Annotated in this window: 14 protein-coding genes; 5 read left to right on the top strand and 9 right to left on the bottom strand. The window is 54.4% G+C overall.

Features of this window, described 5'->3' with window-relative positions; genetic code table 11:
- The first annotated feature begins 11 nt into the window (after positions 1-11).
- Positions 12-482 carry a DUF986 family protein gene (locus tag ACLRGG_RS04160; protein WP_416248556.1) on the top strand — a complete coding sequence of 157 codons (471 nt, stop codon included), beginning with the start codon at positions 12-14 and terminating at the stop codon, positions 480-482.
- Positions 483-499: 17 nt separating this feature from the next.
- Here ACLRGG_RS04160 and rlmA read toward each other — a convergent pair whose 3' ends face one another.
- The 5 genes from rlmA to ACLRGG_RS04135 all read right to left on the bottom strand — a co-directional run bounded on the left by rlmA (position 500) and on the right by ACLRGG_RS04135 (position 3,715).
- Positions 500-1,333, bottom strand: a complete 834-nt coding sequence (gene rlmA, locus ACLRGG_RS04155) for a 23S rRNA (guanine(745)-N(1))-methyltransferase (RefSeq protein ID WP_416248555.1) — start codon at positions 1,331-1,333, stop codon at positions 500-502.
- A 167-nt stretch (positions 1,334-1,500) separates the two neighbouring features.
- Positions 1,501-1,710 (bottom strand): transcription antiterminator/RNA stability regulator CspE, encoded by a 210-nt coding sequence (gene cspE, locus ACLRGG_RS04150; RefSeq protein ID WP_001062678.1) that lies wholly within the window; start codon positions 1,708-1,710, stop codon positions 1,501-1,503.
- Between the two features lie 81 nt (positions 1,711-1,791).
- Positions 1,792-1,860, bottom strand: a complete 69-nt coding sequence (locus ACLRGG_RS04145; RefSeq protein WP_231877563.1) for a DUF2627 domain-containing protein — start codon at positions 1,858-1,860, stop codon at positions 1,792-1,794.
- 553 nt (positions 1,861-2,413) lie between these two features.
- Positions 2,414-3,424 (bottom strand): MBL fold metallo-hydrolase, encoded by a 1,011-nt coding sequence (locus tag ACLRGG_RS04140; protein ID WP_416248554.1) that lies wholly within the window; start codon positions 3,422-3,424, stop codon positions 2,414-2,416.
- A gap of 18 nt (positions 3,425-3,442) precedes the next feature.
- A complete protein-coding gene (locus tag ACLRGG_RS04135) occupies positions 3,443-3,715 on the bottom strand; it encodes a YebO family protein (RefSeq protein WP_416248553.1) in 273 nt (90 codons plus the stop codon).
- Positions 3,716-3,960: 245 nt separating this feature from the next.
- On the opposite strand from ACLRGG_RS04135, the gene ACLRGG_RS04130 reads away from it, so the two are divergent.
- Both ACLRGG_RS04130 and ACLRGG_RS04125 read left to right on the top strand, forming a co-directional pair.
- Positions 3,961-4,197: a YobH family protein gene (locus ACLRGG_RS04130; RefSeq protein ID WP_416248552.1), complete on the top strand. Its 237-nt coding sequence runs from the start codon at positions 3,961-3,963 to the stop codon at positions 4,195-4,197.
- Positions 4,198-4,299: 102 nt separating this feature from the next.
- Positions 4,300-5,676 (top strand): MFS transporter, encoded by a 1,377-nt coding sequence (locus ACLRGG_RS04125; protein WP_416248551.1) that lies wholly within the window; start codon positions 4,300-4,302, stop codon positions 5,674-5,676.
- 97 nt (positions 5,677-5,773) lie between these two features.
- Here the strand turns inward: ACLRGG_RS04125 and htpX are convergent, their stop codons facing one another.
- From htpX to msrC, 4 genes are all read right to left on the bottom strand, one after another.
- On the bottom strand, positions 5,774-6,655 hold the full coding sequence (gene htpX, locus ACLRGG_RS04120) for a protease HtpX (RefSeq protein WP_416248550.1): 882 nt from the start codon (positions 6,653-6,655) through the stop codon (positions 5,774-5,776).
- Positions 6,656-6,893: 238 nt separating this feature from the next.
- A complete protein-coding gene (gene prc, locus ACLRGG_RS04115) occupies positions 6,894-8,933 on the bottom strand; it encodes a carboxy terminal-processing peptidase (RefSeq protein WP_416248549.1) in 2,040 nt (679 codons plus the stop codon).
- A gap of 19 nt (positions 8,934-8,952) precedes the next feature.
- Positions 8,953-9,627, bottom strand: a complete 675-nt coding sequence (gene proQ, locus ACLRGG_RS04110; RefSeq protein ID WP_416248548.1) for an RNA chaperone ProQ — start codon at positions 9,625-9,627, stop codon at positions 8,953-8,955.
- A gap of 96 nt (positions 9,628-9,723) precedes the next feature.
- On the bottom strand, positions 9,724-10,224 hold the full coding sequence (msrC, locus tag ACLRGG_RS04105) for a free L-methionine (R)-S-oxide reductase MsrC (protein WP_416248547.1): 501 nt from the start codon (positions 10,222-10,224) through the stop codon (positions 9,724-9,726).
- A 227-nt stretch (positions 10,225-10,451) separates the two neighbouring features.
- Here msrC and yebS point away from each other — a divergent pair, with 227 nt between their 5' ends.
- On the top strand, positions 10,452-11,696 hold the full coding sequence (yebS, locus tag ACLRGG_RS04100; RefSeq protein WP_416248546.1) for a membrane integrity lipid transport subunit YebS: 1,245 nt from the start codon (positions 10,452-10,454) through the stop codon (positions 11,694-11,696).
- A complete protein-coding gene (locus tag ACLRGG_RS04095; RefSeq protein WP_416248545.1) occupies positions 11,665-14,301 on the top strand; it encodes a PqiB family protein in 2,637 nt (878 codons plus the stop codon). Before yebS ends, ACLRGG_RS04095 begins: the two co-directional genes overlap by 32 nt.
- The last annotated feature ends 13 nt before the right edge of the window (positions 14,302-14,314 follow it).

The following is a 14,314-nucleotide window of genomic DNA, read 5'->3' as shown; positions in this document are numbered from 1 at the left end:
GATAATAACAGATGTCACTGACTGATTACTTCATCGTGCTTTTTATCGCACTGTTTATGATGTATGCGATTTATGATGAGCTGATTACGGCTCGCAGGCGGGGAGATACCCGACTGAGGGTTCCACTTAAGCGCCGCAATGGACTGGACAGCGCCATTTTTATCGGACTGATTGCCATTCTCATCTACAGAAACATTACCAGCCACGGAACGCAGGTCACCACCACCTTACTGATGGTGCTGGCCTTTTTTTCTGTCTATCTGTTCTGGCTACGTCAGCCTAAGCTGCTGTTTAAGCTGGAAGGCTTTTTCTATGGTCCGGTGTTTATTGACTATCGCCGCATTCAGAGCATGAATTTATCAGAGGACGGGGTATTGGTTATCCAGCTTGAACAGCGTCCACTCCACATCCATGTCAGTAAGCTCGACGACCTCGAGAGCATTTACCATTTTATGGTCCGGCAGCACCTGGCGGATAGCTAAAGCGCCACCGTTATCCCTCAGACTACCGCAGACTGGCTACTGCGCTGCCACAGGCGCAGCGTAAAATCGGTTTCACACTCAAACTCAGGCGTTGTTGCCAGTACCCCCCACACTTCCGGGCGCGCGCGCCACGCAAGCGGCGTCATTTGCAGCAGCGCGGCGGACTCTTCGCTGTTGAGCCGCATCGCATAGTTAAGTGAGTGTTGTTCCACCAGCACGAATCCCTCCATTTGCTCCGGGGTATCGTCATGCAGCCGCACATCCTGGTAGATCAGCGCCTTAAACTGAATTAAGTGACGTGGGCCCGGCGTCACCGTCAACACGTATCCCTGCTCTTTCACCACCCGAGCCAGCTCACGGGCTTTACAGGGCGCATAGATGCGCAATACGGCATCAAAGGTAGCTTCCGCAAAGGGCAGACGATGGCTTGACGCCACGCAGAATGAGACGTCACGGTAGCGCTTAGCGCCGATCCTTACCGCCACCCGGGAGACATCAAGGCCGTGTATGTCCGCCTCACCCCGGGCCGCCAGATGAAGCGCCACGGCCTGCGTGTAATACCCCTCTCCACAGCCGATATCCAGAACCTTCACCGATCCTTCAGCTAGAGCACCGGCAATAATTTCACAGACCTTCTGCTGGAGCGGGTGATAGTGTCCGGCATCGAGGAATTCTCGTCTGGCCTGCATCATCTCTGCGCTGTCACCAGGCTGCTTCGAGCGCTTATGCTGCACGGGCAGCAGGTTAACGTAGCCCTCTTTTGCCCGATCAAACTGGTGCCTGTTCTCGCAGCGCCAGCCAGACGCATCAGGCAGCAGAAGCTGGTGGCAAAGTGGGCATTGGTAGGACATAACGGCTCTCCGGATAGTATTGACGGCGGCAGTTTACCGGAAACGGGGGGCAAGGGCAGAATTTATTGGCGCGCATGAAAAAGCCCTGCCGGTACTGGCAGGGCTTTAGCATTAAGATTTTGCCCTTAACGACCCACCGCGCGGCGAGTCACAGGCTAAGATCGAAATTAGATAGCGGTGACGTTCACAGCAGCAGGGCCTTTCTGGCCGTCCTGAATTTCGAACTCAACGTTCTGGCCTTCAGCCAGAGTTTTGAAACCATTGCCCTGGATTGCAGAGAAGTGAACGAACACATCTTTGCTGCCGTCTGCAGGGGTGATGAAACCAAAACCTTTAGACTCGTTGAACCACTTAACCTGACCTTTAATCTTTGCCATTTTGCAAATTCCTTAGAGTGTTTATTCGCCCGAGGGCTTAACGTACAGAAAAACCAGAGACATTACTGCATGAGGCACGGATTAAGGCTCGGCAAGGAAGCGGTATTCAACGTCTTTACTCGAAACTTCTTTACTGAAGATGCCATACATAAACAGAACTGTACCTCGTTTTAACTAAAAGCGTTATCACATATTCGTTTATTAATGGCAAGTCATTTTTAAACGGTATATGAGATATCGCTCAGGATTGAAACAGAACAAGCCGCGAATGCACATTTCTGAGAAGTGCGCACGTCATGTCAGACAGGTATACTCCGGATGGGGGGGGTAACACCTGTACAGACAGCCTTTTACTGATTTCCATCTCCTGAAACCAAGCTTATCCTGCCGTCGGGCTTAAGTCTATTACCTGATAAATCATTAAGTGAAGACTAACCGTGGATATTGCACATTTATGGCAAAGCTTACTCAAAAAAATTCATTTAAACCTGTGTAAGTAAGTGATTACACGCCCGTCCCACTGGTACAAAAAAAAGTCAGCTTTAAAAGCGAGAATTTAAATTGCACCAAAATCAGGAGACTATATTTATCACTGCCCCATTAGCAGGCAGTGACCAACACCAATTAATAATGGCCTTATCATCAGTGATTTTGCTTTATTTGGAATATCCGGCTTCCCCTGCCCGTTAACATTTCTGGCGTTTTAAGAATTTTCCTGGCTGATATTATTAAGCGATTTCTTTGTGCCTATTTTCCACGCCTGAAAGCGCGCAGCATCGAGGCCGGCAGCCTGCATCGCCGCTGCCAGCACCACCGGCGGCTCGTCAAGGGATTCATCTGCCAGTTCAAATACGCCCCAGTGAATAGGTATGCTCAGCGGCTGGCCCAGCGCGGCATGCAGTGAAACCGCCTGTTCAGGATCCATATGCTGCCCGCGCATGAACCACTTTGGTGCATAGGCCCCTACGGGCAGCGCCGCAAGATTAAAGGGTCCCAGTCGTCGATTGATCTCCAGCAGGTTGTCGCTGTACCCGCTGTCGCCGGTAAACCAGAAATTGACCGCCGATGATTTAATGGTCCAGCCGCACCACAGCGCACGATTCCGATCAAAGGGCGTACGCATGCTCCAGTGGCGTGCCGGAACCGCATGCACCGTAAGACCTGCGGTCTGGGTGCTTTCCCACCAGTCAAGCTGGGATACCTTCCCCGCCCCGCGCTTGCGGAACCAGGATTGCAGCCCAAGCGGGACAATAAACTCCACGTCAGGGAAACGACGCAGGATTTGCCTGATGGTCTTGCGGTCGAGATGATCATAGTGGCTGTGAGAGATCAGCACGCAGTCCAGCGCGGGTAAATCCGCAATGCTCAGCGCCGCCGGGGTTTTACGCTTCGGCCCGTAAAAGCTGAGGGGTGACGCGCGCGGCGACAGAACGGGGTCAATAAGGAGATATTTTCCCTCCAGCCGCAGCAGCAGACAGGCATGACCCAGCCACCAGACGGCATCTTCGCTGCCGCCCAGCTCGGCCCTGCGCCACCACTGCCCGATAAATCCGGCGTATCCCTGCGCCGGGGGAAAGGGGAGTCCGGCAGCTTTACGCTCTTTTCGCCAGCGCTTAAGATCGCCATTCTGTCGCAGGTCAGGTTCGGGATTGCGAAAACCTTCAGGCGTATGGTGCGCCTTGGCAGGATCGTACCAGGGATTTTTCCAGGCCATGCGTTTCCTTTTAGATAATTAACGTTCAGGAATAAGACGAATAAACTCTCTGTTCTGGCTGTCGGCAGCGGAATCGCCCTGCTCATTACCGGCCAAAACCTCGTTCAGGCGGCTAAGCAGCAACGTTTGCCGTTTTTGCTCCTCCAGCAGCGACTCCAGCAGGCGGATATGCTGACTGGCCTTCACGCTGGCCCGATTGACAAAAAACCAGACTATCAGCCCGAGGATAACCAGCGCGAAGATAAAGCCTGCTGAAGCGAGCCCCGCTGCGCCATTTGCTAATTCATTCATAAAGGCCTCTGAAAACGAATGTCATACAGTATCTGCAAATGCAGACTTAGCCGAATTCTACCCGCTCCGCCTGGAAATGATAGCGTCATCACAGCTATTTCAGAACCTTCGGGAAGGCGTGTGGCGCCCCATTATGTATGCTTCATGACGAAATGCGGGCCGCGCCGCAGTATGCTGCTATGATGAGTGCCAGCAGCGAGGCGGTAACGTCAGGATTGCTTTTATAACGATCTTAAGGAGTAAACATGAGATTTTTAGTTCGACTCGTTGCGCTGTTAATTATTATCTGGCTGGCCCTGCTGGTGACCGGCTATGGCGTACTGGCGGGCAGTACGAAAAATGTTGCGGGCATGGGCCTTCAGTGTCAGTACCTCACCGCAAGGGGGATGATAACGGCGCAGTACCTGCACACCGACAGCGGTATTGTGGGGGTAACCGACTGTCCGTTGCTGAAAAAAAGCACAGAAGTGGTCGATAACTGATCCGAAGCGGGTCTGCTCCACGCAGATCCGCGCGATAAGTTGGATTAATCGCCAAAAAATCATTAGCATGGTGATATTCACCCCTCCTCCACAGTAAGGCCGATGCCGAAAACTCCTTCGATGGACGGACTGCCCGTTCCGCAGCGCTATGGCGCTATCCTGGCTATAGCGCTCGGCCTTACCGTTGCGGTGATGGACGGTGCTATTGCCAACGTTGCCCTGCCGACCATCGCCCGCGATTTGCTGGCCAGTCCGGCTGAGTCTGTCTGGATTGTTAACGCCTATCAGATGGCGATAATTGTCTCGTTACTCTCCCTCTCCTTCCTCGGCGATATTATCGGCTACCGGCGCATCTATCAGGCAGGACTGGTCATTTTTACCTGTACATCGCTGTTTTGCGCCTTCTCCAATACGCTGGGCATGCTTACCCTGGCGCGCGTGCTACAGGGTTTCGGCGGCGCGGCGCTGATGAGCGTAAATACGGCGCTGATCAGGATTATCTATCCGCAGCGGTTTCTCGGGCGCGGAATGGGCATCAATTCGCTGATCGTCGCGGTGTCCACCGCCGCCGGTCCAACCGTTGCGGCGGCGGTGCTTTCGGTCGCATCATGGAAATGGCTGTTTCTGATTAATGTGCCAATAGGCATTGCGGCACTGGGTCTGGCACTGCGTTTTTTGCCGGACAATACGCAGAAAGCCCAGGGGCAGCGCTTTGATGTTATCAGTGCGGTAATGAATGCGCTGACCTTCGGCCTGCTCATTTCGGCTCTCAGCGGCTTTGCGCAGGGGCAGAATAGCCGGCTGATCCTGGCTGAAGTAGCCGCGCTGGGGGTGATCGGTTATTTTTTTATCCGTCGCCAGCTTCGTTTACCCTTCCCCCTGCTGCCGGTTGATCTCTTTCGCATTCCGATCTTTTCCCTCTCCATTGGGACATCTGTTTGCTCTTTCTGTGCCCAGATGCTGGCAATGGTTTCACTGCCGTTCTTTCTGCAATCGGTACTGATGCGGGGTGAGGTTGCCACCGGCCTGCTGCTGACGCCCTGGCCGCTGGCAACCATGATTGTCGCGCCCATCGCGGGCAGAATGATTGAGCGCTACCATGCCGGTCTGCTGGGTGCCATTGGGCTTGCCCTGTTTGCCATCGGCCTGTTTGCGCTGGCGCTGCTGCCCGCCTCACCGGGTGATGGGGATATTATCTGGCGCATGGCGCTATGCGGCGCGGGTTTCGGGCTTTTTCAGTCGCCGAATAACCATACGATCATCTCTTCCGCTCCGCGTCAGCGAAGCGGCGGTGCCAGCGGTATGCTGGGAACCGCGCGCCTGCTGGGCCAGACCAGCGGTGCGGCACTGGTCGCGCTGATGTTCAACCTGTCTGGCGATCGGGGCACACACGCCTCGCTGATATTAGCGGGCATTTTCTCCGTTGCGGCGGCGGTTGTCAGCGCAATGCGCATCCGCCAGCCCGGCCCCCCTGCGTGATGCGTTTTGCGGTATAAAAAAACCGGGCCGTGCCCGATGCCAGTCGTTAAAGGAGATCAGCATCGGACCCAGACCCGGTTTTGTGTCAAACGTACCGCTATTTCAGATACTGTCCACTGCGAAGCGCCTCGATGCGCTTATCCAGCGGCGGATGAGACAGAAACAGTTCACTCAGGGATTTGGACTTGCCGTTGATGCAGAATGCCTGCATGGTGCTGGCTTCCTGCGGCTCATAGCTGGTCTTCAAACGCTGTAGCGCGGCAATCATCTTCTCGCGCCCCACCAGCTTAGCCGACCCGGCATCCGCATGGAATTCACGGTGACGCGAGAACCACATGGTAATAATGCTGGCTGCGATACCAAACACCAGCTCCAGCACCATTGATACCACAAAGTAAACCATCGGGTTGCCGTTGTTGCTCTCACCTTCTTCACGATCGCCGGAGAGAAATCCTGCGGCCAGCTGGGCCAGTATGCGTGAAATAAAGATAACAAAGGTGTTCACAATACCCTGGATAAGCGTCATGGTGACCATGTCACCGTTAGCGATATGGCTGATTTCATGTGCCAGCACCGCTTCAGCTTCATCCCGGCTCATATTCTGGAGCAGCCCGGTTGAAACCGCGACCAGCGATGCGTCACGGCGCGCCCCGGTCGCGAACGCATTAATATCTGGTGCGTGATAAACAGCAACCTGCGGCATGGCAATGCCCGCACGCTGAGCCTGTTGCGAAATGGTCTGCATCAGCCAGCGCTCAGTTTCATTACGCGGCTGCTCAATCACTTCGCCACCAACGGATTTCAGGGCCATCCATTTAGACATCAGCAGTGAAACGAACGCACCGCCGAAGCCAAACAGACCCGCCATAATCATCAGGCCATAAACACTGCTCGACTGGATCCCCGTCAGGCTGAGTATCAGCCCGAAAACCAACATTACACCCAGGTTGGTCAGCAGGAAAAGCGCAATACGCATCATATAATTTCATCTTCCTCAGTTAACGGATCGCACAACGCGGATAGCTATCGTATGGGTTCCGAAAAACATTTCAAGCGCTCTTAATCGTTAAGTACTTAAAAAAACATAACTTTACACTGTAAACGAATGAGGCAGCGGATAAGAAGGACGCGCACGATGATGCCGCTAAGGAGGGGTGAAAAATGCTGGAGGGGACTGGCCGTAAAAAAAGGCACAGACTGTGCTGTGCCCTGAGACGCTATTTTGCTGCGGAATCTGACGGTTGCGCTTTCTCAAGCTGTGCCATGTCATTGGCAATGTTGACCGTCTCATCCAGATAAGGATCGGGTTCCTTATAGTCCTTAGGCAGATCCTCAAGCCTGGCAAGCGGCTTCCTGCCCTCCTGCTTCAGGCGCGCGTTAATGCGTTCCAGACGCAGTGCATCATCTTCATGGTTCTCTTTCTCACGCTCGGCCAGATTGAGAGAGATAATGTTGCGCTTATCCTTCATGGCGTTGAAGCGTGCGATATCCTTGAGGATGTACTGGAACTCCTGATCCTGCGCGATACGTGCCTGATGGTCCTTCAGCAGCTGCGGGACCAGCGCTTTCACGTCACCCGTTTTGGTGTAGTTTGCAGCCGTCACGCTATCCCATGGCAGCGCGTTGTCCTCAAACTTCTCACCGGTTTCAATCGCCTCCACGCCGGTTGGCATCATCAGATCTGGCGTCACGCCTTTACGCTGCGTACTGCCGCCGTTGATGCGATAAAACTTCTGAATGGTGTACTGGACGGAGCCCAGCGCAGGCCATTCAGGGCGCAGCATCTGATCGTAAATGCGGTTCAACGAGCGATACTGCTGCACCGTCCCTTTCCCGAAGGTCGGTTCACCTACAATCAGTGCACGACCATAATCCTGCATGGCAGCGGCAAAGATTTCAGAGGCAGAGGCGCTGAAGCGATCGACCAGTACCACCAGCGGACCTTTATAGTAAACGATCCCGTCGTTATCACTGTCCTGACGCACCTTACCGATGTTGTCACGAACCTGAACTACAGGACCGCCAGGAATAAACAGACCAGAGAGTGAAACCGCCTCGGTCAGTGCCCCGCCGCCGTTGGTGCGCAAATCGATGACAATACTGTCAACGTTTTGCTTTTGCAGCTTCTGCAGCTGAACCTTAACATCGTCGGTCAGGCCCACGTAGAAACCGGGAATATCCAGTACGCCGACTTTCTGCTTGCCAACGTTATGCACGGTCATTTTCACCGCGCGGTCTTCAAGGCGGATCTTTTCACGCGTCAGCGTGACCAGGCGGGTTTTGGTGCCCTTACCTGCTGGCAGCACTTCAAGGCGCACTTTGCTGCCTTTCGGGCCTTTGATCTGCGCCACAACGTCATCAAGCCGCCAGCCAATAACATCCACTATCGGCTTGCCCGGCTGGCCTACGCCGACAATTCTGTCGCCGACGGTGATGGCTTTGCTTTTCGCCGCCGGTCCGCCAGCCACCATGGAGTTGATGACGGTGTAATCGTCATCCATTTGCAGCACCGCACCGATCCCCTCAAGCGACAGGCTCATTTCGGTATTGAACTGCTCGGTGTTGCGTGGAGACAGGTAGTTGGTATGGGGATCGATCTCGTGAGCAAACGCGGTCATCGCCAGCTGGAACACATCCTCACTGTTGCTCTGGGCCAGACGACGAATGGCAAACTGGTAGCGTTTGGTCAGGACATCGCGGATCTCTTTATCCGATTTACCAGTCAGTCTGAGGCTCAGCTCGTCATATTTGACTTTCGCATCCCACAGCTGGTTCAGTTCATCCGTGGTTTTCGGCCATGGCGCTTTGCTGCGGTCGATGTCAACGGTGTCATGACCATTAAAATTCATCGGCCTGTTCAGTACCGACAGCGCATACTGATAGCGCTCAAAACGACGCTTCTGCGCCAGATTATATAAATCGTAAAATACGTCCAGCTGGCCGGATTTTAACTCATCACCCAGGGTGCTTTTCTTGCTGGCATACTGCTGGATATCTGACGTCAGCAGCACGTTATGGCTGTAGTCGAGCAGATTAAGATAGCGTTCAAAAATCTTAACCGAAAAATCTGCATTAAGATCGAACTGGCGATAGTGGGATCGCGTAAAGCGAGAGGCTACGCGCTCACTCACTGTGGCATGCTGCGGCTCCTGATGAAGCTGAGGGATCTGGTCTGCGCGCACGATAGTATCGGCGGCAAAAACTTGCCCTGCCAGAAGCAGTCCCGCAATTGCGGTGGTTTTAAAAAAGTTGTTCATGCCCTGATTGGCCTCCGTATCAGAACTGCAAGTGTTCTGCGCGTACTATCATTGCCATGCCGGAAGCTAACTGTACACGGACGCCATCTTTAGTGATTTCAAGAATGGTGGCATCCATCGCACTTTTGCCTGCGGTGACTTTGATGTTCTGGCCGACTTGCAGTGCTGTGGTATCGGTAACGGGTTTGCTGCGCGGTGGTTGACGCTCGGCGGAAGGTGCGCGCTCGACGGCAGGTTTGCTGCGGACTTTACGCGGCTGCTCACCTTCAGCGCCAGGTTTACGCACCGGCTTACGGGGACGGCGCGGCGCACCTTCTTCACCCGCTTCGCGTTTTTTTGCCTGCTGCTGTTCGCGCTGGGCCTGTACACGGGCTTTTGCCTCTTCGAGCTGCTTACGGGCATGCTCAACATGCTGCTCTTCAAGAACGCCACACGCACTGCCGTCAAGATCAACGCGCGTTGCGCCTGCCTTGATGCCGTACAAATAACGCCAGCTTGACGTGTAAAGACGCAAAGCAGAACGAAGCTGAGTTTTACTCAGGTTCATTTCGCCCTGAACACGATCAACTAAATCCTGAAAGATGCCGATCTTAAGGGGTTTTGCTTCACCTTCTGCGCTAAAGCATTGGGGAAAACGCTCTGCCAGAAAGGCGATAACTTCTTTACTGCTATTCAACTTAGGTTGATTTTCCATGAAATTTCCTGATTACAACGGGTTTGCCAATCAGCGCAGGCATGAACAGGCGTCATTATAATGACACCGTCAGCAAATGCTACGTGATCCAGCGCTTTAGCTGCGTTTGATGTGAATAAATTTTTCCACATCCGATCCGGCCAGCACGTCACACAGCCCGTCGGTCAAAGTTTTCAGTCCGACTTCATCATCATTGTCGAAGCGGTTATATTCCACGCTATCGATATCCAGCACGCCGATTGTCTGGCCATTCACCACCAGCGGCAGAACGATTTCAGCATTGCTGGCCGCATCACAGGCTATGTGGCCCGGGAAGGCGTGAACATCTGAAACGCGCTGAACTGCGCATTCCGCCACCGCCGTACCACAAACCCCTTTACCCACCGGAATACGCACGCAGGCAATTTTGCCCTGAAACGGCCCCAGCACCAGCGTATCTGGCTCGGTCAGAAGATAAAAACCCGCCCAGTTAACGCTTTCAAGACGCTCAAATAAAAGCGCGCTACAATTACCCATTGCGGCCATGAAGCTGGTTTCACCGGCGATAAGCGCGCGCAAATCGCGGTTGAGGTCCGAATAAAATTCTGTTTTTGTCATTTTTTAACCATTGTGGAAACTTGTCGCGCGGTGGATGATGACCGCACCTGATAAAATAAGCATTATATGTTCAGATCGATAAGGTGAATCATCCCGAGAGTTAATATACCCTTAGTACCGTCTGGACCTTGAGCATGACCCGATGTGTTATCTGACATCATGGTGTACGACCAGGCCTAACCCTGCCCTGCATACGCACTGCCGGGTCAATCAGCATAGTCAGGATTATGAAAATACTCACCATTAGTCATGCTCTGCCTCAGGCACGTTATCAGCGTTGTCCACAATGCGATACCCTTTTTTCCTTGCCGGATGTGAAATCAAATGAGTCTGCGCACTGCCCTCGCTGCAATGCGCGTATCCTGAATGGTCGCGACTGGTCGATGACCCGTTTGACCGCCATGGCCGTCACCATGCTTCTCCTTATGCCGTTTGCCTTTAGCGAGTCGCTGGTTTCTATTCGTCTGCTCGGCACCAATATCAGCGCAACCCTGATTGGGGGTATTTATCAGATGGCGCAGCAGGGTAACGTGATCACCGCCTCTATGGTCGCGTTCTGTACCATTGGTGCGCCGGCAACGCTGGTGGCCTCGATCGCTTATCTCTATTTTGGCAAAAGGCTGGGGATGAACCTTCGGCCGGTACTCCTGATGCTTGAACGGCTGAAAGAGTGGGTGATGCTGGATATTTACCTGGTGGGTATTGCCGTCGCTTCGATTAAAGTGCAGGACTACGCCAGTATCACACCCGGTCCCGGTCTGGTGGCCTTTATTTCGCTGGCAGTGCTGAGCCTGGTCACCCTGATTCATATGAACATTGAACAGCTGTGGCATCGTTTTTATCCGCAGCCGCAGCCGCAGATTTCGCCCGACAGGCTCAGGGTATGCCTGAGCTGCCACCATACCGGGTTACCTGACGAACGGGGACGCTGTCCACGCTGTCATACCCCGCTGCGCCACCGTCGCCGCTTTAGCCTGCAAAAATCCTGGGCGGCGCTGATAGCGGCGATAGTTCTGCTCATTCCGGCCAACCTGCTGCCTATTTCTGTTATCTATCTGAATGGCGCCCGGAAAGAAGACACCATATTGTCGGGGATACTCTCGCTGGGGTCAGGGAATGTGCCCGTCGCGGCAGTGGTTTTTATTGCCAGTATTTTAGTACCCTTTACTAAAGTGATTGTCCTGCTGACGTTGTTGATCAGCATACATTTTAACTGTGAACAGGGTCTTAAAACCCGCATCCGGCTACTGCGTGTGGTTACCTGGGTAGGACGCTGGTCTATGCTGGACCTGTTTGTCATCTCGTTAACCATGTCTCTGGTCAACCGCGATCAGCTTCTGGCTTTTACTATGGGACCGGCTGCCTTTTATTTTGGCTCATCGGTCATTCTTACTATCCTTGCCGTCGAGTGGCTGGATAGCCGTTTACTTTGGGATGCTCATGCAACAGGAAACGCCGACTACACCGACTGACGCACGCATAAAGAGACGGCGCAGAATTTCTCCGTTCTGGCTGCTGCCTTTTATTGCGCTGCTGATCGCGGGCTGGCTCGTCTGGACGAATTTCCAGGAGCGCGGCACGACGGTCACTATTGATTTTGCCACGGCTGACGGCATCGTGCCGGGCCGTACACCGGTGCGCTATCAGGGCGTGGAGGTCGGGCTTGTGCAGGGTATCAGCATGACTGACGATCTGCGCACCATCAAAATCAAGGCCAGTATTAAGAGCGATATGCGCGATGCGCTACGCGATCAAACGGAGTTCTGGCTGGTAACGCCTAAAGCGTCGCTGGCGGGCGTCTCGGGCCTGGACGCGCTGGTAGGCGGCAACTACATCGGCATGATGCCGGGTAAAGGCAAGCCGCGTGAGAATTTCGTCGCGCTGGATACGCAGCCCAAATACCGCGTTAACACCGGCGAAATGCTTATTCATCTGCATACGGCCGACCTTGGATCGCTGAACAGCGGCTCGCTGGTCTATTTCCGTAAAATCCCCGTTGGCCGCGTTTACGACTACAGTATTAATGCGGGTAATCGGGGCGTTACGGTCGATGTACTGATTGAACGACGCTTTACTAACCTGGTGAAAAAGGACAGTCGATTCTGGAATGTCTCCGGGCTTAAGGCGGATGTGGGGTTAAGCGGGGCGAAAGTGCAGCTTGAAAGTCTGGCGGCGCTGGTGAACGGTGCCATCGCCTTTGACTCGCCGGATGCCTCACCCCAGGCAAAAACGGATGATAACTACGATCTCTATCCCGATCTGGCACACAGCCATCGTGGGGTGGTGATTACGCTGGATCTGCCTGATGGTAAAAATCTGCGCGCCAACAGTACGCCGCTGATGTATCAGGGGTTGGAAGTGGGCACCCTGACCGCCCTCAATTTGCAGCCAGGCGGCAAGGTAACCGGTGAGCTAACGCTGGATCCCTCCGTTACCGGGCTGATGCGCACCGGCACGCGTATTGAAATGCGCAGTCCTAAAATCAGCCTCACCGACAGCAGCCTGAGCAGTCTGCTAACCGGCAACACGCTGGAGCTGATCCCCGGCGACGGCGAGCCGCAGGATCACTTTACCGTTCTGCAAAGTAATGCTGCGCTGCTTCAGCAGCCGGACGCCATCGCGGTAAAGCTGACCGCCCCGGAAAGCTACGGCATTGACGCAGGCCAACCTCTGATGCTACACGGTATGCAGATTGGTCAGGTTGTCAGCCGCGATCTTACCGACAAAGGGGTTAATTTCAGCGTGGCCATCGCGGCTAAATATCGCCATCTGGTGCACGGCGACAGCAAATTCATCATTAACAGCCGGCTGGACGTAAAGCTGGGGCTGGACGGGATGGAAGTGCTCGGTGCCAGCGCCAGTGAATGGGTCAGCGGCGGCATACGGCTGGAGCCTGGCAGCAAGGGCGAGGTGAAATCCAGCTACCCGCTCTATGCCAATGCGGAGAAGGCGGCTGAGGGCATTACCACCAATCAGCTGCCCACCACCCTCACCCTGACGGCCAACAGCCTGCCCGATATTCAGGCGGGATCCGTGGTGCTCTACCGTAAGTTCCAGGTGGGCGAAATCGTAGATGTCATTCCAAAAGCCAGTCAGTTCGACGTGCGCGTGCATATAAAGCCGGAGTACCGCAATCTGCTGACGGCAAACAGCGTGTTCTGGGCTGAGGGCGGCGCGCGCGTGCAGCTTAACGGCGGCGGACTGACGGTCCAGGCTTCACCGCTTAACCGTGCGATAAAAGGGGCGATTAGCTTCGATAACCTGACCGGCGCGGGCATCGGCCTGACCAGCAAAGACAAGCGCGTGCTCTACGCCTCTGAAACAATGGCTCGGGCGGTGGGCAGCCAGATTATGCTGCACACCTTTGATGCCAGTAAGCTTTCACCCGGTATGCCGATTCGCTACCTCGGCATAACCATTGGGCAGCTTGAATCACTGGCGCTGAATCAGGATAAAAATCAGGTGATCGCAAAAGCCGTGCTTTACCCTGAATACGTGAATGATTTTGCGCGCTATGGCAGCCGCTTCTCGGTGGTTTCGCCGGTGATCTCTGCGGCCGGCGTTAACCATCTCGATACGCTGCTGCAGCCCTATATTAATGTCGATCCGGGTAAAGGCCAGGCACAGCGCACCTTTGAACTGCAGGAGTCCACCATCACCGACGCGCGCTATCTTGATGGCCTGAACGTGGTAATGGATGCGCCTGAGGGCGGCTCGCTGTCCGTGGGTACACCGGTGCTGTTCCGCGGAATTGAAGTGGGTACCGTGACCGGCACCTCTCTGGGCGCAATGGCTGACCGGGTGCAGATAACGCTGCGGATCAGCAAGAAGTACCAGCATCTGGTGCGTAATAACTCGGTCTTCTGGCTGGCCTCGGGCTATAACCTGAAATTCGGTCTGATCGGCGGCGTGGTGAAAACCGGCACCTTCCAGCAGTTTATTCAGGGCGGCATTGCGTTTGCCACGCCGCCAACCATCCCGCTGGCGCCGCAGGCCACCTCTGGCAAGCACTATCTGCTTGAGGATGAAGAGCCGAAAGACTGGCGTAAATGGGGGACTGCGGTTCCCGCGAAATAAGTCATAACGGGCA

It is taken from the genome of Erwinia sp. PPS120 (assembly GCF_047918655.1).
In the GTDB taxonomy this organism is placed as follows: domain Bacteria; phylum Pseudomonadota; class Gammaproteobacteria; order Enterobacterales; family Enterobacteriaceae; genus Erwinia; species Erwinia tasmaniensis_A.
Note: the sequence above shows the minus strand (reverse complement) of the source record. Positions and strands in the feature narration are given on the sequence as shown.